The organism is Nakamurella flava (genome assembly GCF_005298075.1).
GTDB lineage: Bacteria > Actinomycetota > Actinomycetes > Mycobacteriales > Nakamurellaceae > Nakamurella > Nakamurella flava.
Genome location: NZ_SZZH01000004.1, coordinates 94,378 through 120,514, shown reverse-complemented (window position 1 = coordinate 120,514; position 26,137 = coordinate 94,378). Strand labels below are relative to the sequence as shown.

The 26,137-nt window shown below is 72.0% G+C and carries 25 protein-coding genes; 11 read left to right on the top strand and 14 right to left on the bottom strand.

The window, feature by feature from the left end:
• Positions 1-22: 22 nt before the first annotated feature.
• Positions 23-766 carry a CPBP family intramembrane glutamic endopeptidase gene (locus FDO65_RS16380; RefSeq protein ID WP_137450807.1) on the bottom strand — a complete coding sequence of 248 codons (744 nt, stop codon included), beginning with the start codon at positions 764-766 and terminating at the stop codon, positions 23-25.
• Positions 767-876: 110 nt separating this feature from the next.
• Here FDO65_RS16380 and FDO65_RS16375 point away from each other — a divergent pair, with 110 nt between their 5' ends.
• The gene (locus tag FDO65_RS16375) at positions 877-2,172 is read left to right on the top strand and encodes an acyltransferase family protein (protein ID WP_205850108.1); all 1,296 of its coding nucleotides are present in this window, start codon (positions 877-879) and stop codon (positions 2,170-2,172) included.
• Positions 2,173-2,187: 15 nt separating this feature from the next.
• Here FDO65_RS16375 and FDO65_RS16370 read toward each other — a convergent pair whose 3' ends face one another.
• From FDO65_RS16370 to FDO65_RS16315, 12 genes are all read right to left on the bottom strand, one after another.
• Positions 2,188-4,506, bottom strand: coding sequence for a xanthine dehydrogenase family protein molybdopterin-binding subunit (locus FDO65_RS16370; protein ID WP_137450806.1), 2,319 nt, complete (start codon positions 4,504-4,506; stop codon positions 2,188-2,190).
• On the bottom strand, positions 4,503-4,991 hold the full coding sequence (locus FDO65_RS16365; protein ID WP_137450805.1) for a (2Fe-2S)-binding protein: 489 nt from the start codon (positions 4,989-4,991) through the stop codon (positions 4,503-4,505). Before FDO65_RS16365 ends, FDO65_RS16370 begins: the two co-directional genes overlap by 4 nt.
• 11 nt (positions 4,992-5,002) lie before the next feature.
• Entirely contained in the window at positions 5,003-5,842 is an 840-nt protein-coding gene (locus FDO65_RS16360) for an FAD binding domain-containing protein (RefSeq protein WP_137450804.1), read from the bottom strand.
• 68 nt (positions 5,843-5,910) lie between these two features.
• Positions 5,911-6,225, bottom strand: a complete 315-nt coding sequence (locus FDO65_RS16355; RefSeq protein ID WP_137450803.1) for a hypothetical protein — start codon at positions 6,223-6,225, stop codon at positions 5,911-5,913.
• 48 nt (positions 6,226-6,273) lie between these two features.
• On the bottom strand, positions 6,274-7,284 hold the full coding sequence (locus tag FDO65_RS16350) for an LLM class flavin-dependent oxidoreductase (RefSeq protein WP_137450802.1): 1,011 nt from the start codon (positions 7,282-7,284) through the stop codon (positions 6,274-6,276).
• Complete coding sequence (locus tag FDO65_RS16345; RefSeq protein ID WP_137450801.1) at positions 7,281-8,426, bottom strand: branched-chain amino acid ABC transporter permease; 1,146 nt, start codon at positions 8,424-8,426, stop codon at positions 7,281-7,283. Before FDO65_RS16345 ends, FDO65_RS16350 begins: the two co-directional genes overlap by 4 nt.
• Positions 8,423-9,304: a branched-chain amino acid ABC transporter permease gene (locus tag FDO65_RS16340; RefSeq protein ID WP_137450800.1), complete on the bottom strand. Its 882-nt coding sequence runs from the start codon at positions 9,302-9,304 to the stop codon at positions 8,423-8,425. The genes FDO65_RS16345 and FDO65_RS16340 overlap by 4 nt, the downstream gene beginning before the upstream one ends.
• On the bottom strand, positions 9,301-10,071 hold the full coding sequence (locus FDO65_RS16335; RefSeq protein ID WP_137450799.1) for an ABC transporter ATP-binding protein: 771 nt from the start codon (positions 10,069-10,071) through the stop codon (positions 9,301-9,303). Before FDO65_RS16335 ends, FDO65_RS16340 begins: the two co-directional genes overlap by 4 nt.
• Positions 10,064-10,882, bottom strand: coding sequence for an ABC transporter ATP-binding protein (locus FDO65_RS16330; RefSeq protein ID WP_137450798.1), 819 nt, complete (start codon positions 10,880-10,882; stop codon positions 10,064-10,066). The genes FDO65_RS16335 and FDO65_RS16330 overlap by 8 nt, the downstream gene beginning before the upstream one ends.
• A complete protein-coding gene (locus FDO65_RS16325; RefSeq protein ID WP_137450797.1) occupies positions 10,882-12,168 on the bottom strand; it encodes an ABC transporter substrate-binding protein in 1,287 nt (428 codons plus the stop codon). Before FDO65_RS16325 ends, FDO65_RS16330 begins: the two co-directional genes overlap by 1 nt.
• Before the next feature lie 84 nt (positions 12,169-12,252).
• Entirely contained in the window at positions 12,253-13,818 is a 1,566-nt protein-coding gene (locus FDO65_RS16320) for a hydantoinase/oxoprolinase N-terminal domain-containing protein (RefSeq protein WP_137450796.1), read from the bottom strand.
• The gene (locus FDO65_RS16315) at positions 13,802-14,893 is read right to left on the bottom strand and encodes a DUF917 domain-containing protein (RefSeq protein WP_137450795.1); all 1,092 of its coding nucleotides are present in this window, start codon (positions 14,891-14,893) and stop codon (positions 13,802-13,804) included. The genes FDO65_RS16320 and FDO65_RS16315 overlap by 17 nt, the downstream gene beginning before the upstream one ends.
• A 181-nt stretch (positions 14,894-15,074) precedes the next feature.
• Between FDO65_RS16315 and FDO65_RS16310 the strand changes: the two genes are divergently transcribed.
• From FDO65_RS16310 to FDO65_RS16280, 7 genes are all read left to right on the top strand, one after another.
• Positions 15,075-16,598, top strand: coding sequence for a PucR family transcriptional regulator (locus FDO65_RS16310; RefSeq protein WP_137450794.1), 1,524 nt, complete (start codon positions 15,075-15,077; stop codon positions 16,596-16,598).
• Between the two features lie 27 nt (positions 16,599-16,625).
• Entirely contained in the window at positions 16,626-16,961 is a 336-nt protein-coding gene (locus FDO65_RS16305) for a YnfA family protein (protein WP_137450793.1), read from the top strand.
• A 58-nt stretch (positions 16,962-17,019) separates the two neighbouring features.
• Positions 17,020-17,985 (top strand): aldose 1-epimerase family protein, encoded by a 966-nt coding sequence (locus tag FDO65_RS16300; protein ID WP_137450792.1) that lies wholly within the window; start codon positions 17,020-17,022, stop codon positions 17,983-17,985.
• Positions 17,986-18,131: 146 nt separating this feature from the next.
• On the top strand, positions 18,132-18,392 hold the full coding sequence (gene purS, locus FDO65_RS16295) for a phosphoribosylformylglycinamidine synthase subunit PurS (RefSeq protein ID WP_137450791.1): 261 nt from the start codon (positions 18,132-18,134) through the stop codon (positions 18,390-18,392).
• Positions 18,389-19,132, top strand: coding sequence for a phosphoribosylformylglycinamidine synthase subunit PurQ (gene purQ / locus FDO65_RS16290; protein ID WP_240757668.1), 744 nt, complete (start codon positions 18,389-18,391; stop codon positions 19,130-19,132). The genes purS and purQ overlap by 4 nt, the downstream gene beginning before the upstream one ends.
• A gap of 53 nt (positions 19,133-19,185) precedes the next feature.
• The gene (purL, locus tag FDO65_RS16285) at positions 19,186-21,555 is read left to right on the top strand and encodes a phosphoribosylformylglycinamidine synthase subunit PurL (RefSeq protein ID WP_137450957.1); all 2,370 of its coding nucleotides are present in this window, start codon (positions 19,186-19,188) and stop codon (positions 21,553-21,555) included.
• Between the two features lie 259 nt (positions 21,556-21,814).
• Positions 21,815-22,972 carry a polysaccharide pyruvyl transferase family protein gene (locus FDO65_RS16280; RefSeq protein ID WP_137450789.1) on the top strand — a complete coding sequence of 386 codons (1,158 nt, stop codon included), beginning with the start codon at positions 21,815-21,817 and terminating at the stop codon, positions 22,970-22,972.
• Between the two features lie 15 nt (positions 22,973-22,987).
• Here the strand turns inward: FDO65_RS16280 and FDO65_RS16275 are convergent, their stop codons facing one another.
• Complete coding sequence (locus FDO65_RS16275) at positions 22,988-23,644, bottom strand: alpha/beta hydrolase (protein ID WP_166442247.1); 657 nt, start codon at positions 23,642-23,644, stop codon at positions 22,988-22,990.
• A gap of 110 nt (positions 23,645-23,754) precedes the next feature.
• On the opposite strand from FDO65_RS16275, the gene FDO65_RS16270 reads away from it, so the two are divergent.
• The 3 genes from FDO65_RS16270 to FDO65_RS16260 are packed head-to-tail and all read left to right on the top strand — an operon-like array spanning position 23,755 to position 26,051.
• Positions 23,755-24,414 (top strand): response regulator, encoded by a 660-nt coding sequence (locus FDO65_RS16270; RefSeq protein ID WP_137450787.1) that lies wholly within the window; start codon positions 23,755-23,757, stop codon positions 24,412-24,414.
• Positions 24,411-25,631: a sensor histidine kinase gene (locus FDO65_RS16265; protein ID WP_137450786.1), complete on the top strand. Its 1,221-nt coding sequence runs from the start codon at positions 24,411-24,413 to the stop codon at positions 25,629-25,631. Before FDO65_RS16270 ends, FDO65_RS16265 begins: the two co-directional genes overlap by 4 nt.
• Positions 25,632-25,673: 42 nt before the next feature.
• Positions 25,674-26,051 (top strand): sterol carrier family protein, encoded by a 378-nt coding sequence (locus FDO65_RS16260; RefSeq protein WP_166442246.1) that lies wholly within the window; start codon positions 25,674-25,676, stop codon positions 26,049-26,051.
• Positions 26,052-26,137 lie beyond the last annotated feature (86 nt).

Sequence of the window (26,137 nt, the reverse complement as noted above, 5' to 3'; positions counted from 1 at the left end):
AGTATTCCGGGTGATCAGCGCTCTAGTTGACGAGCAGCCACGCCGCCACGAACCCCAACGAGTTGGTCGCCCAGTGCAGCAGCATCGTCGTCTTCACGCCCTTGCCCAGCCGGGCGAGCGCACACATCAGGATGCCCGCCGCCGTCATGCTGACCACGGCCAACGTGCTGGTCAGTACCTGGTTCGACCCCAACGCCCCCCCGACGGCGGCGTTGGCGCTGTTCAACCCGATGGACGGCAGGATGTGCCACAGCCCGAACGCGAACGAGGCCCCGAGCACCGGCCACCAGGCCCAGCGGATCGCCGGGGACGCCCCCATCAGCGCGGGCAGGACGCCGCGGAAGGCGATCTCCTCCAGCACCACCGTGCCCAACGGGATCTGGATGAGCACCGCGAAGAGCAGGCCGCTCACCCCGACGTCCCCGATCCGGCTGTCCAGGAACGCCGAGCGGGTCGCCGGCAGCAGCATGCCGATGCCGTAGATCAGGGCGACCCCACCGACCAGCAGCAGGCCGACCCCGACCGGTCGGTGCCAATGCCGGACGCCGAGGCCCACCGCGACCGGTCCCGCACCACCCCGGTAGGCGACCCCGAGCAGCAGCAAGGCCATCGACAGGTTCCACGGGACGTAGGCCCAGGACGGAAGGATCCGGTTGGCCATCACGTTGCTGATGATCAGCAGGACCAGGGCGACGACCAGGGCGATGTGACGTCGACGGCGGGACCGGTGCGCGATCGCGGGTCGGGCCGCCAGGACAGAGTTCACGGTCCTATCGTGGACCGAGAGGTCGAGACTCGGCCACCGATCACCGGGGAATCGGATGGGTATGACGGGGTGGGTCCATCCGATGGGCGATGGGGGAGAGGGGTGGCGGCATGGCCACGGCAGCTCGTCCGGCCGGTAGCCGGCCGCGCGCCCAGCGCGACCCGTACGCGGATTTCCTGCGGTCGTTCTCGCTGCTCGTCGTCATCCTGTGGCACTGGTGCTTCACGATCCTGATCTGGCGCGACGACGGCCCTTATGCCACCAGCCCCCTCGGATTCACCTCCGGGTTGTGGATCGCCACCTGGCTCCTCCAGGTCATGCCGCTGTTCTTCTACATCGGCGCCTACGTGCACCTGAAGTCGTGGGAGCGGGCCGCGGCCAAGGGCGAGCGGCTCTGGCACTTCGCGCTCCGGCAGGCCCGGTCGCTGGCCGTGCCGTCGGCTGCCCTGCTGATCACCTGGGTGATCCTCGGCTTCGTGGTCGGCGCGATCTTCGACCTGACGTGGATCGGCCAGGCCGTGATCATGGTGGTCTCGCCGCTCTGGTTCGTCGTGACGTACTTGATCTTCATCTGCCTGATGCCGCTCACGGTGTGGTTGCACCGTCGGTACGACGCCCTGGTCCTGGTCTTCCTGGCCGGTCTCGCCGTCATCGTCGACGTGCTCCGCTTCGGCTACGACGTGGACTCCGTCGAGTGGGTCAACATGATCTTCGTCTGGGGTTTCGCGTTCCAGCTCGGGTACTTCCACGGCCGGATCTCCGGAGTGGACTCGGCGCCGCGGTTCGCCGACGGGCGGATCGATTTTGCGTATCAGTCGCCGAAGAACCGGCAGTTCGCGCGGATCATGACCTTCGCCGGTCTGTTCGCCCTCATCGGGCTGGTGTTCTCCGGTCTGTACCCGGGGTCGATGGTCGGGGTGCCCGGCGAGGACTCGAACATGGCCCCGCCGACGGTCTGCATCGTCGCGCTCACCCTGTTCCAGGTCGGGTTCGCCGAGCTCATCCGTCCGTCGGTGCTGCACGCCCTGGGGCACGGCGGCTTCTTCGCCCGGGCGACGGATGTCTTCACCCGGTTCGCGCTACCACTCTTCCTGTTCCACACCACCGGCATGGCGTTGTCCCGCGGGGTGGAATGGTCCATCTTCGGTACCCAGTCCGAGGCCGTCGCTCCGACGCTGACCTGGTGGCTGCTGCGGCCGGTCGCGATCATCGGACCCCTGCTGGCCACCCTTCCGGTCATCTACCTGTTCGGCCGCCGCTGGCGCACGCAGACCGTCACCCCGCCGCCGCGGATTCTGCCCGCACCCGACGAGCAGCCCGGGCCGGCAGTGTCGAGCGGGTCCGACCCGGTGCCGGACCGCCGACCGGCCCCCCGAACGAGGCCGGCCGACGGCGCTCAGCGCTGACCGTCCTGAGCGCGGTCAGTCCCGTCCCCGTAGTGCGGCCAGAACGGAGAACGGGGTCATCGGCAGTTCGTGCACCGTGGTTCCGATGGCATCGGCAACCGCGCACGCGATCACCGCGGCCACGGGCACGATCGGCGGTTCGGCGGCGCCCTTGACGCCGAGGGCGCCGTTCGACCCGGGGATCTCCAGGATCGCCAGGTCGATGTCGGGGACGTCCAGCGCGGTCGGCACGCGATACGTACCGAGGTTCCGGTCCAGCACCTGGCCGTCATCGCCGATCCGCAGCGCCTCGTACAACGCATAGCCCAGGCCCTGGGCGACCGCGCCATGGACCTGGCTGGTGATCATGGCCGGGTTAATCGCGGTGCCCACGTCCTGGGCGATGACGTAGCGCAGCACGGTCACCGCGCCAGTCGCCGGGTCGACCTCCACCTCGGCGGCGTGCGCGTGGGAGGAGGTCCCGTTGATCGTCGAGAACAGGCTGCCCACGAAACACCCGGCGTCGAACGACGCCGGCGGGGAGACGAACCGGCCGGTCGCCGAGAGCGGACCGGTGGTCCACATTGCGCCCGCACTGACGGTTCCGAGGGGCACCGACACGGCGGGGTTGCCCACCATCGTGACCCCCCCGCCCTCGATGACCAGGTCGGCCTCGGCGACCTCCAGCTGGTCGGCGGCGGCTCGCAGGATGAGGTCACGCAGTTCTCCGGCGGCCCGGTCGGCGGCGGCTCCGGAGCCGTAGGTGGTGCGGCTGCCCTGGGCGCCGTTGTCGAAGCCGGCGGCATCGGTGTCAGGGGTGGAGATGATCACGTCGGCGACGTCGACGCCCAGCCGGGCAGCGACGATCTGCCGGATCCCGGTCACCACGGCGCCGGTCCCGATGTCGGTGGCGGCGGTCGTCACCAGGACGGTGCCGTCGTCGTTGAGCGCGATCGACGCCTCCGCGGGTCCCGGATTGGTCAACCAGGTGAGCGGGACGACGGCGGTGCCGCGCAGTGCGCCCTTCGTCGCCGGAGCACGGCCAGGGTTCCAGGGCATGCGTTGCTCGACCGACGCGAGTGCGTCCACCAGGGCGGCGTCCGGCAGCACCTGACCGTTGACCATCGCCTCGCCGGCGTGCAGCACGTTCCGCAGCCGTAGGTCCCGGCGGTCGACGCCGATGCGGCGGGCGATCGAGTCCAGGTGCGACTCCTGGGCGAAGATGACGTAGGGCCCGCCCACCCCGCGGAACGCGGCGGTCGGGGCGGTGTTGGTGTAGACGACCCGACAGCGGTACCGGGCCAGTGGAACGCGGTAGGTGCCGCCCAGCGCCAGGGGCGGCACCGCGGCGCAGACGATGGTCTCCCCACTGGAATTGGCCCCGTTGTCGATCAGCACGTCGGCCTGCTGGGCGAGCAGGGTGCCGTCGGCGGCGACGGCGGTGCGCAGCCGCAGCACCGCGTTCTCGCGGGGGCCGGCGGTGGTCAGCTCCTCCTCGCGGGTGTTGACCAGTCGGACCGGCCGACCGGACCGCCGGGCCAGCAGACAGGCGATCGGCTCCAACATGGCGTCGAGCTTGCCGCCGAACCCGCCGCCGACGGTCGGCACGATCACCCGGATCGCCGACGGCCGTAGGCCCAGCAGCTCGGCCGTCCGGCTGCGCACCGAGTGCGGGAACTGGGTGGACGTGTGGACGGTGTAGCGGCCCTGGTTCCACCGGGCGACGCACGCGTGCGGTTCCAGTGGGGTCTGGTGCTGGCGGGGCACCCGGAACTCGTCGTCGACCACGGCGGCGGCCGTTGCGAACGCGACGGCCCACTCGTCGTCGCTGCCGCGGTCGAGCGTCAGTTCCCAGGCGACGTTGCCGCCGCGGTGACCCTCGACCGGCACCTCGTACGTGGCCCAGTCCGGGTGGATCAGCCGGGTCTGCGGCGCCACCGCCTCGTCGAGATCGACGACGGGGGGAAGGGGTTCCAGGTCGAGCTCGATGGCGGCGACGGCGGCCGCCGCTGCGGCCGCGCTCTCGGCGGCGACGGCGGCGATCGGCTCCCCGGCGTACCGCACGGTGTCGATGGCGAACACGGTCTGGTCCTTGGTGGCCAGCATCCCCGAGCGGTGCGGGGCATCCGCGCCGGTGACCACCGCGTGCACCCCGGCCAGACCGGCCGCCGCCGTCACGTCGAGCCGGCGGATCGTGGCCGCGGCGACCGGGGCCCGCAGCACGGCGGCGTGCAGCATGCCCGCCTCCACGTGGTCGATCGTGTAGACGGCGGCTCCGCGGGTCTTGGCGTCGGCGTCGGGCCGGACCATCGAGCGGCCGATGGGGGAGCCGCTGCCGGGTCGGGTGGCGGTCATGCCTGCGCTCCCGTCGCGCCCGCGGCCCGCAGGGTGGCGTCGATGATGCCGTGATAACCGGTACAGCGACAGAGGTTGCCGCACAAGGCCTCTCGGATGGTGTCCGGGTCGACGGCGTCCGCCGGGGTCTGCTCCAGATAGGTGGTCATCGTCATCACCATGCCCGGGGTGCAGGCTCCGCACTGCACTCCGTGGCAGTCGACCAGGGCCTGCTGGACGGGGTGCAACGGGCCGTCCGGGGCGCTGACGCCCTCCACCGTGACGATCGGCTCACCGGCCGCCAGGGCGACCGGCAGCAGGCACGAGGCGACGGCCCGCTCGCCGACCCGAACGGTGCAGGCGCCGCAACGCCCGACCGCGCACACCAGCTTGGTACCGCGCAGGTCGAGCTGGTCGCGCAGCACCTCGACCAACGGCGTACTGCCGGGCACGGTGACGTCGTGCCGGCGGCCGTTGACGGTGAGCGGCCAAGTGGGGTCGGTCATCTCGGATCTCCTCAGACGGGCGCGACGGAATGCAGGTCGGCGAGTGCCGCGGCCACCACGGTCGGCAGGACGGCCAGCCGGTACCAGCCGGGGGCGTACAGGTCGTCGCGGGCGGTGAGCGCCGCCGCTGCGGCGGCGGCCGCCGATCTGCCGGCCTCGGGACCCAGATCGGTCCCCTCGAGGGCGGTCTCGGCCTCGGCGACCCTCCGCGCCTGGTGTTCGACGGCGCCCACGACGAACCGCACGTCGGTGGCCCGGACACCGTTCGCGCTGGTCGTGAGCTCGGCGGAGACGGCCACCGCGGTCAACGGGTACTCGCCGCCGCCGCGGACGGTGATCCGGCCGTAGCCGGAACGGCGCTGCCGCCCGTGGCCGGCGCTGACCGTCACCAGCAGCGCGGGCCGGTCACGGTCCGGGGCGGTCCCGAGATGGTCCTCCAAAGGGCAGGTCTCGGCCCCGTCGACGGTGTGCAGTTGCACCCGGGCTCCCACGGCGAGCAACGCCGGAACCAGGTCGGCCTCGACGAACCCCCGCGCGCAGATGTTGCCGCCGATGGTGGCGACCGCCCGGACCTGCGGGAAGGCCGAGGTCCGGGCCGCGGTGGCCACCGCCCGTAGGGCCGGGTGGCCGGCGACCCGGCCGAGTTCGGAGTGGGTGGTCATCGCGCCCCATCGGGTGTGGTCCTCGGTGGTCCCACCGCCCCGCAGCTCGGAAAGCCGGTGCACGGCCACCCAGGTGCTCGGCGGCTGCCGGTCACGCATCAGCCAGGTGCCGCCGGCCAGGAATGCCCCGTGCCGGCCCAGGTCGGCCGCCCGGCGGAGGGCGTCGGTCATCGACGTGGGCACCACCACGGCCGGACGCTGCAGCGGGTCGGTGCCGACCGGCCCGGCGCCGGTCCGAACTGCCGTCGGAGATCCCACTACTGCACGACCGTCCCGGCCACCGCGTCGAAATCGGCGATGTAGCTGCGGAACTGGTCGAAGAAGTCCGGCGGCGCGGTGGCGATGGACTGCTTGTACAGCTCGAGGTCGCTCAGCTCGATGATCTCGATGTAGCTGTAGGTCGGCAGCGCGACCCCGTCCATCACCGGACCGCTGAGTCGGACGACCCGGTACCGGTCGACGCCGGGCAGGTTGTCGGCCAGCGGTTGGTCGACCTCCTTGACCCAGGTCTCGTAGGCCTCGCGGACCTCCTCGGAATGCAGGGTGGTGAGAAAGAAGACGATGTCGCTCATGGGTTCTCCTGACGGCCGGGCTGGTGGGGATGTCCGCGCGGGGTGGGTCTAGAGGTGGGGCAGGACCTGCTCGGCGGTCAGCGCGAGGATCTCGTCGTTGGCCGCGGCCGGATAGGGAGCCAGGACGACGGAGGTGGCCCCGGCGGCCAGGAACTCCTTGATGCGGTCGACGCATTCGGGCGGGGTGCCGCAGATGGTGAAGGTGTCGACCCACTCGTCGGGCAGGGCATCGGTGATCGCCGCGAGGTCGCCCAGCGCCAGGATCTCGCCCAGCTGGTCGTTGATGCCGTAGACCCCGGTCATCGGGGTCGGGCCGACGGCCTGCAGGTAGAACGCGAGACCCTCGCGGGCGGATCGCCGCGCCACGTCCCGGTCGGTGTCCACCCGGTAGATGACGAACGTGGGCATGGCGTGCGGCTGCCCCTCGCGCGGCGAACCGACCGCCCCCTTCGCGATGGTGGTGCGGGCGTAGTCCAGGTACTTCGGCGCGGCGATGACCGACATGATCGTGCCGTCGGCGATCCGACCGGACAGTTCCAGGGACTTGGGTCCGATGACGCCCGAGTACAGCGGCACCGCACCGGGATTCGGGTGGGTCAGGGTGACGTTGTCGAAGACGTAGGGGCCCTCGTCGATGGTCAGCGTCTCGCCGTCCAGCAGGGCCCGCACACTGTCGATGACGACCTGCAGGGACTTCAACGGCGACTTCGGGTACAGGCCCATCTGCTTGGTCCAGAACGGCACCCCGTGGCCGATGCCGGTGATCAGCCGCCCGGGATGGGCCAGCGACAGGGTCGCCACCTCCATCGCGGTCACCGCCGGGTGGCGCACCACGGCGGACAGGATGCCGATGCCGACCGGGATCTCGCGCGTGCCCTGCAGGGCCAGCGCGGCGCTGGTCGGTCCGCCGAGCAGGAAGTAGTCCTCGGCCAGCCAGACCGCGCCGAAACCGGCGTCCTCGATCCGTCGACAGACCGGGACCAACTGATCCGGCTTGGTGTCGCCGTGCACGAGGACCCCGATGGGCGGGCGGGCGGTCACCGGTGGGGCGGCGGTCATCGGGTGTCCTCTCGGTGGGCCGGGACGGCGACGGGCGACCCGGTGGGCAGGGCGGTGGCGGGAACAGCGGCGAGACCCGCTTCGGTGGAGGGGAACTCGTCGGTCGGGACGGGCTTGGCCCGTCGCCGCCGGCGCAGGGCCAGTTCGCGGCCCCGGGTCAGACCGCCAGGCCGGCGGATCAGCATGACGATGAGGACGACGCCGAGGATGACGTCGGCCAGGCCCGGTCGGGCCGGGACATCCAGGCCGAACAGCGAACCGCCCTCGGCCCGGCGGAGCACCTCGGCCAGCGCCGACACCAGCACGCTGCCGGTCACCGCCCCGGTCAGGGACCCGGCACCGCCGAGGACCAGCATCGTGATGATGAGGAAGGTGTAGTCCAGGTAGAAGACGTCCGGGTTGAGCGAGCCCAGCTGCAGGGCGAACAGCGCCCCGCCGATGCCGGTGATGAAAGCGCTGAGCACCAGGGCGATCCCGCGCTGGATCGGGACCGAGATCCCGCTGGCCGCGGCAGCGATCGGGTCGGCCTTGGCCGCGCGCAGCCGGATACCCCAGGACGATCGCTGGTAGGTCCAGGCGATGAGCAGGACGACGGCCAGCCAGGTCAGCGCCACGGTCAGGGTCGTCGAGGTGGGGATGGACGACAGACCCTTCTGACCGCGGGTCACCGACTGCCACTGGGCGGCGACCACGGTGAAGGCGATCAGCAGCGAGACGGTGGCCAGACCGGCCGACAGGCCGCCGATGCGGGCCAGCGGGACGGCCACGACCACGGCGACCAGGGCGGCGGCCAGCCCGCCGATCACCACGGCCAGCACGGGGGTGGTCGACAGGGAGCGGACCAGGTCGGGCGCGTCGGGCAGCAGCTGGTTCTTCAGGCGGGCGGGCAGCGCCAGCAGGCCCGCCACGTACCCGCCGACGAGGGCGAAGCTCATGTGGCCGAACGACCAGACCCCGGAGTTGCCGACGAAGGTGTACAGGCCGACGACCAGGATGACGTTGACGACGGCCGCGATGGTCAGCCGGCCGATCGACGCCGGCCCGGTACTGGCCAGCAGGGCCAGCACGGCCACCCCGGCGAACAACACGACCGGTATGCCGACGGCGTCGGTCAACCGGCGGACGACGGTCGGCGCGGTCACACCCGCACCCCCTGCCGGGACGAGATGAGGCCCTGCGGGCGCACCACCAGTAGTCCGAAGACAGCGGCGAAGAGCAGGGCGTCCCGGAACGGCGCCAGCCCGACGGGCAGCAGTTCCTGCAGCAGTTGGCTGGTCGCGCCGAGGACGAACCCGCCGAGCACGGCCCCGGGCAGGCTGGACAGCCCGCCGACCACGGCGGCGATGAGACCGAACAGGACCGCGTTGAAGCCGAAGGTCGGGGTGACCGACCCGTTGGCGCCGAGCAGCAGGACCGCCGCCGCGGCGGCCAGCACTCCGCTGATGGCGAAGGCCAGGCTGATCACCCGGTCGGCCCGGACGCCCATCAGCCGGGCGGTGGCGAAGTCCTCGGCCGCGGCCCGCATCCGCAGACCGGCCGGGGTGCGGGTGAGGAACAGGCCGAGCCCACCGATCAGCAGGACCACGACCGCGATGGTCACCACGTTGATCTTCGGCAGGTACACCGAACCGAAGGTCCAGCTCTCCCGGAAGATCGGGTCGACGTCGGTCGACTTCGGCAGCTGACCGAACAGCGACTCGGCCAGGCTGGCCAGCACCATGCTGACCGCGAATGAGGTGACGAGCATGGTCTCCGGCGCGGCCGACCGGACGCCGCGGAAGGCGACCAGTTCCAACAGGACCGACAGGCCGACGCAGACGGCGACCGTGATGACCAGCCGCAGCACCAGCGGCAGACCGTCGGTGAAGACCATGGTGTAGCCGCCGGCCATGATCAGGCTGGAGTGCGCGAAGTTGACCAGCCGCAGGATGCCGAAGATCATCGCGACGCCGAGGGCGTAGAGGGCGTAGAGGCCCCCGAGGTTGAGCGCGTTGACCAGCGCCTGGACGAGGGAGCTCACGACGAGCTGCCCGGCGCCGCGGTGACCGGATCGCCGGGCCCGCCGAAATACTCGGCCGCCATGGCGGCGCCGCCGCCGAGTTCGGCGGCCGTGCCGATCCGCACCACCCGGCCGGTGCGCAGCACCGCGGTCCGGTCGGCCAGCTCGACCGCCCGTGTGGCGTTCTGTTCGACCAGCACGATGGTCAGTCCTTCCTGGCGCAACTGGGCCACGGTGTCGAAGACGAGGTCGACCAGGCGGGGGGCGAGGCCGAGGGACGGTTCGTCGAGCAGCAGCACCCGGGGCCGGGACATCAGGGCCCGGGCGATGGCCAGCTGCTGCTGCTCCCCCCCGGACAGCAGCCCGGCCTGCTGGGTGTAGCGCTCCCGGAGGATGGGGAACCGGTCGAGCTCGCGTTCGAGAGTCGCTGCGGTGTCGCTCTTCCCGTGGTGGATGGTGGCGCCGAGGGCGAGGTTCTCGGCGACCGTGAGGGAGGTGAAGATGTTGCGGCCCTCGGGGACGAGGGCGACCCCGGCGCGGACGATCCGTTCGGGTGGCCGCCCGGACACCGTCTCACCGAGGACCGTGACGGTGCCGGCGGTCGCCCGGACCAGACCGCTCACGGCGGCCAGGGTGGAGGACTTGCCGGCCCCGTTCGGGCCGACGATGGCCAGCAGCTCGCCGGCGGCCACGTCCAGGTCGATGCCGTGGACCGCGGTGACCGAGCCGTAGCGGACGGTCAGACCTCTGATGGACAGGGCGATTTCAGTCGATGCCGGCTCAGCCATGGCGGGTCACCTCCGGGACACCGGCACCGGGGACGGCGTCGGGGTGTTGCGCCGCGGCGGCGCCCAGGTAGGCCTCGATGACCGCGGGGTTCGCGCGGACGTCGGCGGGCGAGCCGCTGGCCAGCGTCCGGCCGTGGTCGATGACGTGCAGTCGGTCGCACAGTCGCATGATCAGCCGCATGTCGTGCTCGATGACGACCAGGCCGCAGCCGAACTGCTCGGGTACGGCGCGCAGCCGGCTGAGCAGCTCGTCGCTCTCGGTCTCGTTGAGCCCGGCGGCCGGTTCGTCCAGGACGACGTACCGGGGTTCGCCGACCAGGGCCCGGGCCACCCCGAGCCGCCGCTCCAGCCCATAGGGCAGAGCGGCGGCATCGTCGTCGGCGTGACCGCTCAGGTCGAAACGCTCGAGCAGGGCGGCGGTGTCCGTCCGGGCGGCCGTCCGGGACAGGCCGACGCCGAGGGCGGCGGCCTCCAGGTTCTGGGCGACGGTCATCCCGGTGAACAGTCGGACGTTCTGGAACGTCCGGCGCACCCCGGCCCCCGCCAGGCGTTGCGGGGACCAGCCGGTGACGTCCTGACCGTCGACCGCGACCGCGCCGCCGTGCCGCTGGAAGCCGGTGAGGACGTTGGTCAACGTCGTCTTCCCGGCCCCGTTCGGGCCGATCAGTCCGAGGATCTCGCCCCGGCCCACGGACAGCGACACGTCCTGCAGCGCGGTCAGTCCGGCGAAGCGGACGGTCACCCCGGTGGCCGTCAGGCCCTGGACGGGCGTCGGGCGCTGGGCGGTCTGGGTCGTCACCGGATGGGCCATCAGCAGGGCGCCTGACCCATCAGGGACTCCACGGTGCGGGTCTCGACCACCTGCGGCTTGCCGTCGGTGTAGGTCTTGATCAGCATCGGGCGCTGCGACGGGATGTGGCAGGTGTCGGTGAACGTCGTCGGACCGAGGATGACGTTCTCGTCGGTGAACTTGTTGAGTTCGGCGGCCACCGCTTCGGTCTCGGTGCTGCCGGCCCGCTCGATCGCGGTGGCCAGGGCCTGCACGTAGGAGTAGCCCTCGAGCGGGTAGTTCGCGCTGGCGACCGGTTCGCCGGTGGCCTGCTGCAGCCGGGCGAAGAAGTCGTTGCGGGCCGCGTCCGGGTCGTCGCCGTTGGTGGCGCCGGCCGAGGGGATGGTGAAGTCCGACAGTCCGGGGACCGCGTCGATCCAGTACGTGCCGTCGAACGCGGCCGCACCCAGCAGCGGCTGGGTCAGGCCGGCGGCCCGCAGCTGCCGCAGGAGCGTGGCCCCGCCCGGCGGGTAGCTGGCCACGAGGATGACGTCCGGGTTCGCCTGCTGTGCGGCCGATATCTGCGCCGCCGCCGACTCGTCGCCGTTCTGGTAGGTCGCCTCACCGGCCAGGGTGCCGCCCAGGTCGGCCCACCGCTTCTTGAAGAAGTCGCCGACCACCTGGGTGTACTCCAGGGTCTGGTCGGTGATGACGAACGGCTTGGTGTAGCCCTTGGACTTGGCGTACTCGGCCAGCATCGCCCCCTCGGTGGGGGAGCCCTGGTAGAAGTTGTAGGTCAGCGGGCCGATGCCGTCGTAGCCGTAGAGCGGGCCCCCGGCGCAGCCCATCGCGATGATGTTCGCGTCGTTGGCCACCCGTGCGGCGGGGCCACCGATGTCGAAGTCGCAGGACGTGACCACGAAATTGGCGCCCTGGTCGATGATGTCCTGCGCCGCGGTCTGGATCTTCGACGTGTCGGTCTCGTTGTTGGTGGTGATCATCTTCAGCGGCCGGCCGAGAACACCGCCCTTGGCGTTGATGTCGTCGATGGCCAGCTGCATGCCCTGCTGCACCGGGATGTCGAACACCGACATGAAGCCGGTCAGACCGGCGGTCTGGCCGATGACGATCGGGTCGCCGGTGGGCGCGGCACCGGAGGACCCGGTGTCGGCCGACGAGCCGGCGGCTGAACTCGTCCCGGTCCCTGGGGCCGAGCTGGCGCCGGTGCTCCCACCGGACGCAGTCTCGGATCCGGAGGAACAGCCGGCGGCCAGCAGGGCCAGGACGGCGAGGGGCGCGAGCAGGCGCGCCGTTCGGGTCAGTCTCATGGGGGTGGGGCTCCGTTCGGCGGGGGAGGTCGGGCAGGAGAAGAGGCAGGTGGATGGGGGAAGAGGCCGGCAGGGGAACGGCTGTCACATCTGACTGAGCGGGCCCGCGGCCTTCACGCGGATCCGCACCACGGGCTCGGTGAGGTAGGCCATCGGGATCTCCTCGACCTCGACGATCTCCACCGCCCGCGGATCGGCTCCGGCGCTGATGGCTTCGTCGCGGGCCGCCCCACAGGCCAGGTCCAGCACCTCCTGCCGGTCGCGTCCGGCGAGCTTGAAGACCTTGTCGACCTGTCCGGAGACCGACGCGATGGCGGCCCCGATGGCGTTGGCGACGTCATAGTTCTCCGGGCGGATAATCTCGGCCACGCCGGCGATCTCGTCGGGGAGGATGACGCTGCCGCCGCCCACCGCGACCAGCGGGATCGGACCGCGGGCGGTCTTGATCTGGTCGGTGGCCACCGCGACGAGCTCGTCGGCCCGGGTCAGGGCCGCAGCGAGCAGCTCCTCGCGGCCGGCCAGCGCGGCGGCGTCGCCGAATGCGGCCCGTCCGCCGGCCACCGCGGCGTCCGACAGGGTCGGGGTGGAACCGCCGAAGATCAGCGCCTCCTGGCGGAGCCGGTAGCCCACACTCTCCGGGCCGACCATCACCGCGCCCGGGGTGCCGGCGACCTTGGTCCCGCCGCCGACCGCGATGGCCACCAGGTCGGGCATCCGGAAATTGGTGCGCACGCCGCCGATGTCGGTCGGGGTGCTCGACTCGCGGGGAAAGCCGTTGAGCAGCATGCCGACGTCGCTGGAGGTGCCGCCCACGTCGACGACCACCGCGTCGGTGACGTCGGCCAGGAAGCAGGCGCCGCGCATGCTGTTGGCCGGCCCGCTGCCGATGGTCAGTACCGGGAAACGCAGGACGTAATCCAGGCCCATCAGCGTGCCGTCGTTCTGGGTGAGGAAGGCGACGGGGTCGATCCCGTTGCGGGCCAGCGCTTCCCGCAGCCCGTGCACGACCTTGTGGGCGACGCCGACCAGGGCCGCGTTGAGGATGCAGGCGTTCTCGCGCTCGAGCAGACCGAGCGCGCCGATGCCCTGCGACAGGCTGATCGGGATGTCGGGCCCGAGGATCTCCCGGGCGATCTGCTCGGCCTGCTGCTCGTGGTCACCCGATACCGGTGAGAACACCGCGGAGATGGCCAGGGCCTGTGCGGTGCCCTTGACCTTCTCGCAGAACCGGGCGACCTCCTCGGGCACGAACGGCACGATGGGCTCGCCGGTGACCTCGCAGCCGCCCGGCACGATCGCCTCGCCGGCCGACACCGCGTCCCGCAGGTCGTCCGGCCAGTCGGAGAACGGCGGGATGGAGATGGTGGCCGGCGCCCCGATCCGCAGCACCCCCACGCGCAGCAGGTCGCGGCGCTCCAGGATCGCGTTGGTGGCGTGGGTCGTCCCCAGCATGACGTGGGTGATGCGCTCGATCGGCTGGTCGACCTGTCCGAGCACCGCCTCCAGGGCGGCGTGGATGCCGCTGGTGAGATCCGGCGTGGTCGGCGTCTTGTACTTGGCCAGCAGGGTGTTCGCGGCGTCCAGGACGACGGCGTCGGTGTTGGTCCCGCCGACGTCGATCCCGATCCGCAGGTCAACCGACCCGGGCATGGCGGTCCTCCACAGGGACGTAGTCGATGTCGTAGCCGAAGGCGCGCGGTCCGACGGTGGCCAGGCCCCGTTCGCTGCGCCACTGGTCGGGCGCCCGGAACACGCCGATGACAACCCGCTGGCCGTAACGGATGTGCTCGGTGACGATGCCGTGGGCGGTGTGCCGGTCGAGCAGCGTGATGATGTCGGGGACGGTGGCCAACGCCTCGCCGTCCTCCATCGCGACCAGGTTCTCGTTCTGGAACTCCAGGCGGACCAGCCGCCCAGCGTCCTTCTCGGTGCCCTCGATGACGGCCGAGCCACGGACGAAGCCGCCTGCCGTCCGGCGGTCGACATCCAACACCTTGCCGGTCAGCAGCGGGTACAGGCCGACGGTGTCGTCCAGCGCCCGGAAGGGGTCGTCGCCGGCCTGCCGGATGGTGCGACCGATGTGGACGGCCCGGCTGACCGTGCCGGCCAGCATGGGTGTCGCCGCGGTGCGGGCGTCCATGGGGTACAGGCCGGCGCAGGCGCAGCCGCCGAGCCGGGACACCGCGTTGCGGGCCAGGCGTTCGCCCCAGATGTTGTCCATCGTCTCGAATGTCATGACCTGCGACCGTTCGTCGACGACGACCAACGGGGACACCGGGATGTCGTAGAGGTGCGGGGTGCACATCTGCAGTTCGGGGAACGCCCGGCCCATCAGGTCGCCGTCGACCAGCGGCAGGCCGGCGATCGCCGCCCAGGCGACGGGGAGGACGCCGTTGATGCCGCCCATCTCCATCGGCATCAGGGCGGCGACCGGGCGGCCGAGGCGCGCCTCGTAGGCGGCCCGGATGACGTCGCCCTCCCGGCCGTGCGGAATCTTCTCCACCATCACGGTGGGGGCGCCGATCATGCCGGCGGGGATCACCAGGTCGTCGGGATCGAGGTCGTCGAGGGCCACCAGGGGGACGGGTCCGGTGCGGCGGATGGCGCCGAGGGCCATCAGCACGCCGATCCGCGGATCGCCGCCACCCCCACCGGCCAGCACCGTGCACCCGACGGACAGGTCCAGCAGGTCCTGTTCGTCCAGACGGTCGAGGGCGGAGGTCATGGGGGACAGCCTGGGTCGGCATCACCCGGACGGCTATGGCCACATCGACAAGACTGCTGCGATTCTTGGGCAGATCGACAAATAGTTTCCGGCGGGGAACGCGGTGGTTTCCGGTCACACCTGCGCTGTCTGGGTGACGAATCCGGCGGAAGGGGCAGTCGCACATGATCGGGACGTCTCGATGAACACGCTGCAGGAGGTGGTCGACCAGCTCCGTGACCGGCACCCCGGTGAGATCGAGGTGCTCGTCGGGCCGCTGCACCGACGCGTCGGCGAGATCCGGATCGTGGAGTCCGTCGAGCAGGTCGACGAAGCCCCGTCCGACGCCGTCGTGGTGCTGGAACGGGGACTGTCGGCACTGGCGTCGGACTATCGGTTCGACGTCCTCGTCCGCCGCGCGGCCGCCCGGTCGGCCGCCGCGCTGCTGCTGATCGGGCCGGCCGACCTGCGGGTGTCGATGACCGCGATGGCGTTGGCCCGACGGGCCGAGGTGGCGATCGTCCGCCTCGGGCCCGCTGTCGAACTGGCCGAGGCGGTCGGATCACTGGTGCGACGGGCCTCGGACCGGCTCGCCGTCACCGTCGACCGGGTGCGCGCGGTGTGTGCGGCCGTCGACGCCGGCTTTGCCGACGTGGAGGGCCTGCTGGAGTCGGTCGGTCTGCTCTTGGGGCGGCCGGTGCTCCTGATCGACGAAAGCTCCGAGCCTCCGCATCCGGACGTCGCGGTCGGCTTGAGCGTGCCGGCCGGTCCCGAGGGGGCCGCCCGCCTGGCCACCGAACGGCCGGGGGACGACGAGGCCGACGCCCTGCTGGAGATGGTGCTGTGGCGGGTCGCCGCCGAGGTCACCCGGCTGACTGCTGCCCGGGTCCGGGCCCAGCAGACGACCCGGCGCTCCACCGGGGAGGTGCTCATCCAGCTGGTCGACGCCGACCGCGCGACCCGAGCGGCCGTCGCTCCGTCCGCGCGTCGACTGGGCGTGCCCATCGACGACTGGCACGTGCTGACCCGCATCGAGTTGGACAACCTGCTCGAGGTGGCCGGCGACGATGTCACCGCCTACGAGATCCGGGACCGACTCGCCGATCTCGCGCTCCTGGCGGCCCGGAGTCTCGCCGGTAGCTGGCATGTGGGGCACGACCCCGGTGTGCTGCTCCTGCTGTGGACCGGGGAGGTGCCTCCCTCGGACGACGACCGTTCCCGCTTTCGACGTCAGATCGATTTCGTCCTGGCCACTCTCGGTCGGCATGTACCCCGACTGCGGATGTACTGCGGCTCCGGTACGCCCCGCCCCGGGGTGGCCGGTCTGGCCTCGACGGCCACCGAGGCCCGTCTGGCCGTGTCGTCCGCCCGGTTTCGCCGCCGACCCGGCACCCCGGTCTTCTACGACGCCGTGGGCATGCGCGCGACGCTCCTGGAGTGGTACGGCTCGCCGACCGTCCAGCAGTCCATGGACCGGCTGTTCGCGCCGCTGGCCGACCTGCCGCCCGGCAAGCGGCAGGCGTTGATCGACACCCTGGCCACCTACCTGGATCTGCAGGGGTCGGCGGCGCGGGCCGCCGAGGTCCTGCACCTGCACCGCAACGCCGTGCGCTACCGGGTACAACGGGGGCTGACCCTGCTGGGCATCGACGAGCAGGACGTCGATCAGCGGCTGTTCCTGCACCTGGCCTGCCGGGCGCAGCGTCTGGGCGACGAGATCTCCTGACCCGTCGATGGTCTGAAGGAGGCAGGCATGACCGTGGTCCGCTCGGTGCTGCTGTTCTTCGTCGCTGCCGTCTTCGAGATCGGCGGCGCCTGGTTGGTCTGGCAGGGGCTCCGCGAGCACCGGGGCTGGCTGTGGGTCGGCGGCGGGGTCGTCGCCCTCGGGCTGTACGGCGTGTTCGCGACCCTGCAACCGGACGCGTCCTTCGGGCGGATCCTGGCCGCGTACGGCGGGGTGTTCGTGGCCGGCAGCCTGCTCTGGGGGGCGCTGGTCGACGGCTACCGGCCGGACCGCTGGGACGTCGTCGGCGCCCTGATCTGTCTGGCCGGGATGGCCGTCATCATGTACGTGCCGCGATCGGGCTGATCGGGACGTTCCGGACCGGGAGTTGCCTCGCGGTCGTGCACCCGCCAAGGTCGGCCCCATGAGTGCCCCCGCCGATCCTGCTCCCACCCTGCTCACCGCCGACGCCGACCCGTTGCCCGGCGGCCCCGAGTGGACGATCAGCGGTGGCGGCTACACCGCTGTGATCTCCGCCGTCGGTGCCACCACGCGCGTACTCACCCACGACGGCCGCGATCTGGTCGTGCCCTTCGACGCCGACCGCATCCGGCCGGTGTTCCGCGGCGCCACCGTGGCCCCGTGGCCCAATCGCATCGTCGACGGGCGCTACACCTTCGGCGGGGTCGAGTACCAGGCCCCGATCAACGAGGTGGACCGCGGCCACGCCCTGCACGGGCTGGTCAGCTGGGTGCGGTGGACCGCCGCCGAGGTGACCGGCGACCGGCTGGTGCTGCGGCACAACCTGGTGCCGGTGCCCGAATACCCGTTCCCGCTGATCCTCGAGCTGACCTGCACCGTCGACGCCGACGGCTTCCACTCCACCCTCATCGCGGTCAACACCGGCGAGGGCGACGCCCCCTACGGCTGCTGTCCGCACCCGTACCTGCGGGCCGGATCGTCGCCGCTGGACACCTGGGAGCTGACCCTGCCGGCCGCCACCCGGCTGGAGGTGGACGAGCGACTCGCCCCGGAGGGCACCGCGGCAGTCGACACGGTGGACGCCGACTACCGCGCGGGCGCCGTCATCGGGGACCGGTTCATCGACCACGCCTTCACCGATCTGACCGCCGGCGCGGACGGGGTGGTCCGGGTCGAGCTGCGTGACCCGGCCGACGGCACCGGTGTCGCGCTGACCTGGCCGGACGACTGGGCGCCGTGGGTGCAGATCCACACCGGCGACCGACCGGAACCCGAGCACCACCGCGCCGGGCTGGCCGTCGAGCCGATGACCTGCGCGCCCGATGCGTTCAACGACCCGGCCGGGCCGCCCGTCATCGCCGCCGGGGAGCGGTCGGTCTCGCGGTGGACCATCGCCGCCCTGGGCTGATCCGCGTCGGTCGACAGGTCGACCCGACGGGCAGCCCCGGGCGGCCCCGGGACACCGGGAGAACGGCGTCGCCCCCCGCACTAGACTGGACGCGGTCGGATCGCGCGTGATCGGCCGTCCCAAGACCCGATACCTGGGGGTGTGTGGTGGCTCGCGTGGCCGTCGACGTCGTGATCAAGCCCGAAATCCTGGACCCGCAGGGCAAAGCCATCGTGGCTGCCCTGGCCCGGACCGGACACCCCGGGGTGAGCTCCGTCCGCCAGGGCAAGCACTTCGATCTGGAGGTCGACGACTCGGTCACCGACGCCGACCTCGAGGAGATCGCCGAGAACCTGCTGGCCAACCCGGTCATCGAGACATGGACGATCACCCGCCTGCAGGACGCCGACGCCCCGGTGGCCCGGTGACTTCCGGCTCGGGCGCCCCTCGGATCGGCGTCGTCACCTTCCCGGGCACGCTCGACGACGTCGATGCCGCCCGGGCCGTGCGGTACGCCGGCGCCGAGGCCGTCCCCCTCTGGCATGCCGACGGCGACCTCAAGGACGTCGAGGCCGTGGTCATCCCCGGCGGGTTCTCCTACGGCGACTATCTGCGGGCCGGGGCCATCGCCTCGCACGCCCCGGTGATGCGCTCGGTCGTCGACGCCGCCCGCGGCCCCCGCAAGCTCCCCGTGCTCGGCATCTGCAACGGCTTCCAGGTGCTGTGCGAGGCCGGACTGCTGCCCGGCGCGCTGATGCGCAACGCCGCCCTGAAATTCATCTGCCGCGACCAGTGGCTGCGGGTCGAGAACGCCGACACCGCCTGGTCGTCCCGGTTCGACACCGGCGCCGAGATCCTGGTGCCGCTGAAGAACGCCGAAGGCCGCTACGTCGCCGACGACCACACCCTGGACGAGCTGGAGGGCGAGGGGCGGGTCGTGTTCCGCTACGTCACCGACGGCGCCCAGGACGGCGCGACCAACCCCAACGGCGCGCTGCGCGACATCGCCGGGATCAGCTCGGCCGACGGCCGCATCGTCGGTCTGATGCCGCACCCCGAGCACGCCATCGATCCGCTGACCGGCCCGACCGACGACGGTCTGGGCCTGTTCCTCTCGGCGCTGGACGCCATCACCGGCGCCCCGACCCTCACCGGAGCCTCCTCGTGACCGTGCGCCCGGAGCAGTTGCTCGACATCACCGATCCGGTCGGCGCCGTCGACCTGGTCGAGGAAGATGGAGTCGGCTCGAGCGGTGACACCGTCGCCCGGGCCGAGCAGACCCCCGACCAGCCGCAGCCCTACCGCGAGCTGGGCCTCAAGGACGACGAGTACGCCCGCATCAAGGAGATCCTCGGCCGTCGACCCACCGACGCCGAGCTGGCCATGTACTCGGTCATGTGGTCCGAGCACTGCTCGTACAAGTCGTCCAAGGTGCACCTGGGCTACTTCGGCAAGACCACCACGGCCGAGATGAAGAGCAAGATGCTCGCCGGTATCGGCGAGAACGCCGGCGTGGTCGACATCGGCGACGGCTGGGCGGTCACCTTCAAGATCGAGTCCCACAACCACCCGTCGTTCGTCGAGCCGTACCAGGGCGCGGCGACCGGCGTCGGCGGCATCGTCCGCGACATCCTGGCCATGGGTGCCCGCCCGGTCGCCGTCATGGACCAGCTCCGGTTCGGCCCGGCGGATGCGCCCGACTCGCAGCGCGTGGTCCCCGGCATCGTCTCCGGTGTCGGTGGCTACGGGAACTCCCTCGGCCTGCCCAACATCGGCGGCGAGGTCGTCTTCGACGCCAGCTACGCCGGGAATCCGCTGGTCAACGCGGCCTGCATCGGTGTCCTGCGGGTGGAGGACCTGCACACCGCGCACGCCAGCGGTGCCGGCAACAAGATCATCCTGTACGGCTCGCGGACCGGTCTGGACGGCATCGGTGGGGTCTCCGTGCTCGCCTCCGACACGTTCGCCGCCGACGATCCGGCTGCCGGGACCACCGGCTCCGGCGGGTCGCGCAAGAAGCTGCCGTCGGTCCAGGTCGGCGACCCGTTCGCCGAGAAGGTGCTCATCGAGTGCACCCTCGAGGTCTTCCACGCCGGCCTGGTCGTCGGCATCCAGGACCTCGGCGGCGCCGGGCTGTCCTGCGCGACCAGCGAGCTGGCCGCCGCCGGAGACGGCGGCATGCACGTCGAGCTCGATGCGGTGCCGCTGCGCGCCGAGGGCATGACCGCCGCCGAGATCCTGTCGAGCGAGTCGCAGGAGCGGATGTGCGCGGTCGTCACCCCGGACAAGGTCGACGCCTTCCTCGCCGTCTGTGCGAAGTGGGACGTGCAGGCCGACGTCATCGGTGAGGTGACCGAGACCGGCCGCCTGGTCATCGATTTCCAGGGCCAGACCGTCGTCGACGTGCCGCCGCGCACCGTCGCCCACGAGGGCCCGGTCTACGAGCGGCCGATCGCCCGCCCCGAGTCGCAGGACGCGCTGCAGGCCGACACCACGGCGTCGCTGGCCCGCCCGGAGCTGTCCGAGCTGCGCGAGCTGGTGCTGCGGATGATCGCCTCGCCGAACCTGTGCGCCCGGAACTGGATCACCGACCAGTACGACCGGTACGTCCGCGGCAACACCGTGCTGGCCCAGCCGGCCGACGCCGGGATCGTCCGGGTCGCCGAGTCCTACGGCGCCGACTCCGGGGACGGCCCGGAGCGGGGCGTGGCCATGGCCACCGACTGCAACGGTCGCTACACCCAGCTCGACCCGTACGCCGGGGCGCAGCTGGCGCTGGCCGAGGCCTACCGCAACGTGGGCACCACCGGCGCGGTGCCGATCGCCGTCACCAACTGCCTGAACTTCGGCTCGCCCGAGGATCCAGCCGTGATGTGGCAGTTCTCGCAGGCCGTCCGCGGGCTGGCCGACGGCTGCGCCGAGCTGGGGATCCCGGTCACCGGCGGCAACGTCAGCTTCTACAACCAGACCGGCGGCACGGCGATCCTGCCGACCCCGGTGGTGGGCGTGCTCGGCGTCATCGACGATGTCCGCCGCCGCACGATCCCCGGCATCGGTCACGACACCGGTGAATCGCTCATCCTGCTCGGCGAGACCCGCGACGAGTTCGACGGTTCCGAGTGGGCGTCGGTCGTGCACGGCCACCTCGGCGGCCGCCCGCCGGTGGTCGATCTGGCGGCCGAACGCCGGCTGGCTGAGGTGCTGGTCGCCGGTTCCCGGGACGGCATGATCTCGGCGGCCCACGACCTGTCCGAGGGCGGGCTCGCGCAGGCGGTCGTCGAGATGTGCCTGTCGGGCGAGACCGGGGCGCGCGTCGTGCTGCCGGTCGATCCGGACGAGGACTTCGGGGCCGCGGCGTTCCGGTACCTGTTCTCCGAGTCCACCGCCCGGGTGCTGGTCGCGGTGCCGCGCACCGAGGAGCTGCGGTTCACCGAGATGTGCTCGGCCCGCCAGCAGCCGTGGGCCAAGGTCGGGGTCGTCGACGCGGACAACCCGGCCGGGCCGACGCTGGAGATCCAGGATGTCGCGTCGTTCCCGTTGGCCGAGCTCCGACAGGCGTGGGCGGGAACACTGCCGGCGCTGTTCGGCTGACGCCTACCGCAACGAGGTGAGGGGCGTCACGGCCGGGAAAGCGGTCGAATCCTCGCGATTCAGTCCCCGGCCGTGACGACCGTGTAACACAGGGTGGCGCGAAAGTGGCTGTGGGTGATTGACTGTCACCCGGTCAGGATTGGATGGTCGTCGCGCTTGTCGCTCTGACGACCAGTTCCCGATCGGATGACCAGCCGGAGGCTGACAACGAGGTAGACGACCGGCGCGCCCCTGACATCGTTCGAGAAGGACGTGCCCCGTGAAGTCGACTCTGCCACCGGCGGCCCGCCGGGATGCCCGCTCGTCGGACGGGCTGGACACGACCGGTCCGGCCATCTTCCTGTCCCTGTTCGGTCAACACGACAACCTCGGCGACTCGGTGCTGCGGCGACCCTGGTACGAGTCCTTCCGGGGGCTCGGGCCCATCCACGCCGCGGTCGGTGACCACGCCGAGGACTATCTGTCGGCCTTCCCGCTGGACCGGCGGACCGCCCTCTACTCGTCGAACCTGAAGTGGACGGCGGCCGCGCTCTGGTCCGCGGCCCGCCGCCGCACGGTGATGGCTTTCGTGGCCGGCGAGGTCGTCACCACCCCCAAGTCCGCACTGGTCTATCTGATCTACGGCGCCATCGCCCGGGCGGCCCGGATCCGCGGTGGCCACGCGGTGTTCGCCGGGGTCGGCGTCAAGATCAACTCCCGTCCGTGGGTCGTGCGCGTCCTGCGGTGGATGATCGAGCCCTGCGAGATCGTCGTCGCCCGCGACCCGGCCAGCGCCGCGCTCCTCGGCACCGACAACGTCGGACCCGACTGGGCGTTCCTGGACGGTCGGACGACCGCGCCGGCCGCGGCCACCGGCCCGCAGGACCGGCGAACGGTGGCCGTCAGTCTGCGGGGCGACCAACCCGCGCCGGCGGCCGACACTGTGTCCGCGCTGGGGCGGGCGGCCAAACTGGCCGATCTGGATGTGGTCGTCATCAGCCAGGTCCGCCGGGACAACCAGCGGTGCTGCGACCTCGCCGCCCAGCTGGGCCGCGAGGTGCCCACCACCGTGGTCACCTGGGAGAGCGGGAACCACGCCGAGCACGAACGACTCGTCCGCGAGGTCTACGGGCGTTCCGCGGTCGCCGTCGGCGACCGGCTGCACGCTCTCATCGTCGCGATGACCGAGGGTGCGGTCCCGTTGACCCTGGGCAGCGAGTTCAGCCGCAAGGCCGAGAACGCGCTGCGGGCCGTCGGGTACGAGCTGCCCGGCGGTGGCCTCGGACCGGCGGTGCCCGGGGGAGGCGAGGCGATGGCCGAGGTGCTCCGTCAGGCCGCCGGATCCTCGGCGGCCAGCTGGGCCTGCGTCGAGCGGGCCCGCCGCCAGCTCCGGCAGACCCGCTCCCGCATCCGCGGTCTGCTCACCGACGGTTCGTGAGACCGGCCGGCCCCGTCAGCGGGTCCGGGCAGCCGCGTGCCGCACCCAGCTCACCCCGGCCGTCGTCGCGGTGTGCCATCGGCGCCAACCGCGCAGCATCGTGTGATCACCGCCGTCGATGACGGTCTCGTCCAACTCGGCCCCGGCCGCCGCGGCCCGGGCAAGCCAGGGCCGGGTGGTGGGCTCGGGGATGGTCCGGTCGGCCGTGCCCTGCACCACCGCCAGGGGGACCCCGTCCAGGTGGTCCACCGGATCCTGCTCGACGGCCCAGGGGGCCAGACCCACCGCGCCGATCACTGCAGTGGCACCCGCCGGCCCGGCCAGCCGGAACGCGACCCGGCCGCCCAGGGAGTGCCCCACCAGCACGATCGGCCGGTCCGGTCGCCGCGTCGAGGTCCGGGAGATGGTCTCGATCGCGGTGCGGGCGTCGTCGAGCACCGCGCGTCCGTCGCCGTTCCAGCCCCGCACCGAGTTCCGCAGGCGGTAGACCGCGGGCCGTTCCGGGCCGCGGGCGATCGCCCAGGCCACCGGGATCAGGCGCGCCGCGGCCAGGCTGGTCCGGGCGACCGGTTCGAAGGAATCGGACGAGCCGCCGTGCAGGACGAGGACGGCCAGGTCCGCCTCCGGACGGTCGGCAACCGGGACGAGGACGGCTCGGGGATCACTGCTCACCACATCCAGTATCCGGGGCCACGCGACCGGCGGATGGGTCCGCGCTTCGCACCCCTTCGTGTACGGGTGCAGGCTGGTGATCGCCGAGGGCGGCATGCCAAGCTCGTCCGATGCGCGGCGGCTCGCAGACCAGCGACGATCTGGTCACCGTTGGGGTGGTGGACGATCACCCGTTCTTCCGGGACGGCCTGATCCGCGGACTGACAGCCAGCGGCCGCGTCCGCGTGGTGGGGGACGCCGGATCCGCCCAGGAGGGTCTGGAACTGATCCGCCGCGAGCGTCCCCAGGTCGCGGTCGTCGACTACGCCATGCCCGGCATGACCGGGGCCGACCTGGTCCGGATCGTCACCCGGGACGCGCTTCCCACCCGGATCCTGATGTTGTCGGCCGACGTGGACGGGTCCGTCGTCTACCAGACCCTGCAGGACGGGGCGTCGGGTTACCTGTCGAAGGATTCCCGTCGGAGCGAGATCGTGGCCGGTGTGCTGACGGTCGCGCAGGGCCGCACCGTGCTCCCGCCCGAGCTGGCCGTGGGTCTGGTGGATCAGATCCGGTTGCGCCGCGAGACCGTGGCCGTGTCCCTGAGCGAGCGGGAGAGTCAGGTGCTGGCCGGATTCGCCGCCGGCAAGAGCATCCCGGCCCTGGCCAAGGAGCTGTTCCTGGAGCCGAGCACGGTCAAGACCCACACCCAGCGGCTGTACGAGAAGCTCGGGGTGTCCGACCGGGCGGCGGCGGTGGCCGAGGGTATGCGCCGGGGGCTGCTCGAGTGACCGGTCCGGTCCTGCGCTGGCAGGTCGGCATCCGGATCGCCCTGGCGGTCTTCGTCCTCTTCACGCTGGTCGTCCTGCCGCCGGGGGACGTGGCCGGACCGGCGTTGTTCGTCGGCCTCGGCTACGCCGTCGCGGTGGCGGCCACCTCCTGGTGGTTGCTGCGACCCGGTCCACCCGGCGGGTCGGCCGACCGGTGGGGGTGGACGGTCGCCTACCTGGACCTGGTGGCCCTCAGTGCGTTGACGATCATCAGCACCATCACCGCGGACCTGGACTGGACGGCGGACGTGCTGCAACGGGCCATCTTCGTGCTTCCCGTGCTGGCAGCCATTCAGCTCCGGCCCGCGGTGTGCGTGAGCGTGTGCGGTCCGACAGTGGTCCTGTACGTCGTCACCGGCTTCCTCACCCAGGCCGACAACGACGAGCCGACCGCCTCGATCCTGCTGCGGACGCTGCCGCTGCTGATCGTCTGCGCGGCCGCGATCGGCCTGTCCGTCGTGCAGGCCCGGAACCTGCGCGGCATTCGGGACCTGTTGCGGCAGCGGTCCGTGCTGATCGCCGACCTCGCCGCCGTCGGCCGGCGGGAACGGCGCCGGCTGGCCGACGACCTGCACGACGGCGCCCTGCAGTATCTGCTGGCCGCCCGGGGTGATCTGGAGGACCTTCGTGACACCGGCGACACGGTGGCGGCCGATCGGGTCGACGAGGCGCTGCGGCTCTCGGCCGAGCTGCTGCGCGGGACCGTCCGGGCCCTGCATCCGGCGGTGGTGACGGAGAGCGGGTTGCCCGCCGCGCTGCCGTCGCTGATCGCCCAGGTCGCCCCGCACGGTGACGAGGCACCCGAGGTGACGCTGAGCGTCGTCGACTGGCCGGCCGACCTGCGCAGCACCTCCGACCAGCTGGTCTACCTGACGGCGCGGGAACTGCTGATCAACGTCGTCCGGCACGCGGGTGCGCACCGGGTGACGGTCGACCTCCGGAAGGACCACGGCGATGCCGTGCTGGTGGTCGCCGACGACGGTCGCGGATTCGACGAGGAACGCCGCCGTCGTCGGGTGGCCGAGGGACACGTGGGCCTGGAGTCCCGGCGGGTCCGCATCGAGGCGTCCGGGGGCCGGATGTCGATCGGGCCCACCCCGGGTGGGGGGACCACCGTCACCGTTCGGGTACCGCTGGAACCGCCCGCACCGGTGGTGCCGGCGTCGTCCGCCGTCTGACGCCGGGGGAGAACGGCACGATCTGCTCCCTAGGCTGACGGGATGGCCCGCCGCACCGTGACCCCCACTGAACTCACCGAGGCCCTGCTCACCGCCCGGGACCTCACCGAGCCCGGGGCCGAGCCGGATCGCCCGACGCTGGCGGCGACGGTCCGGACCACCCTGACCGGGTTCGCGCAGCAGCATCCCGGCCGGTCGGTGGAGGTGCGGGTCCCGCCGTTCGCGGCGGTCCAGGCCATCGAGGGGCCCCGCCACACCCGCGGCACCCCGCCCAACGTGGTCGAGACCGACGGGGCCACCTGGCTGGCGCTGGCCTCCGGTCGGCTGGCCTGGGACGAGGCGGTCGCCGAGGGGCGGGTGACCGCCAGTGGAACGCGGGCGGATCTGTCGCCCTGGCTGCCGCTGGTCGCCGCCGGCTGACGGTTCGCGGGTTTCGGCCAGGACGACGGAACACCTCGGTCGGTGCGCGTCGAGGTGGCCCGGGTTCCGACGGTCGCCGGGTCCGC

What these genes read in the sequence shown, in the direction of transcription:
- FDO65_RS16270 (WP_137450787.1), top strand. Translation starts at nt 23,755, where the DNA reads ATGCGCGGCGGCTCGCAGACCAGCGACGATCTGGTCACCGTTGGGGTG.
- FDO65_RS16350 (WP_137450802.1), bottom strand. Translation starts at nt 7,284, where the DNA reads ATGACCGCCGCCCCACCGGTGACCGCCCGCCCGCCCATCGGGGTCCTC.
- FDO65_RS16335 (WP_137450799.1), bottom strand. Translation starts at nt 10,071, where the DNA reads ATGGCTGAGCCGGCATCGACTGAAATCGCCCTGTCCATCAGAGGTCTG.
- FDO65_RS16300 (WP_137450792.1), top strand. Translation starts at nt 17,020, where the DNA reads ATGAGTGCCCCCGCCGATCCTGCTCCCACCCTGCTCACCGCCGACGCC.
- FDO65_RS16355 (WP_137450803.1), bottom strand. Translation starts at nt 6,225, where the DNA reads ATGAGCGACATCGTCTTCTTTCTCACCACCCTGCATTCCGAGGAGGTC.
- FDO65_RS16375 (WP_205850108.1), top strand. Translation starts at nt 877, where the DNA reads ATGGCCACGGCAGCTCGTCCGGCCGGTAGCCGGCCGCGCGCCCAGCGC.
- FDO65_RS16370 (WP_137450806.1), bottom strand. Translation starts at nt 4,506, where the DNA reads ATGACCGCCACCCGACCCGGCAGCGGCTCCCCCATCGGCCGCTCGATG.
- FDO65_RS16330 (WP_137450798.1), bottom strand. Translation starts at nt 10,882, where the DNA reads ATGGCCCATCCGGTGACGACCCAGACCGCCCAGCGCCCGACGCCCGTC.
- FDO65_RS16325 (WP_137450797.1), bottom strand. Translation starts at nt 12,168, where the DNA reads ATGAGACTGACCCGAACGGCGCGCCTGCTCGCGCCCCTCGCCGTCCTG.
- FDO65_RS16260 (WP_166442246.1), top strand. Translation starts at nt 25,674, where the DNA reads ATGGCCCGCCGCACCGTGACCCCCACTGAACTCACCGAGGCCCTGCTC.
- FDO65_RS16305 (WP_137450793.1), top strand. Translation starts at nt 16,626, where the DNA reads ATGACCGTGGTCCGCTCGGTGCTGCTGTTCTTCGTCGCTGCCGTCTTC.
- FDO65_RS16310 (WP_137450794.1), top strand. Translation starts at nt 15,075, where the DNA reads ATGAACACGCTGCAGGAGGTGGTCGACCAGCTCCGTGACCGGCACCCC.
- FDO65_RS16315 (WP_137450795.1), bottom strand. Translation starts at nt 14,893, where the DNA reads ATGACCTCCGCCCTCGACCGTCTGGACGAACAGGACCTGCTGGACCTG.
- FDO65_RS16365 (WP_137450805.1), bottom strand. Translation starts at nt 4,991, where the DNA reads ATGACCGACCCCACTTGGCCGCTCACCGTCAACGGCCGCCGGCACGAC.
- FDO65_RS16320 (WP_137450796.1), bottom strand. Translation starts at nt 13,818, where the DNA reads ATGCCCGGGTCGGTTGACCTGCGGATCGGGATCGACGTCGGCGGGACC.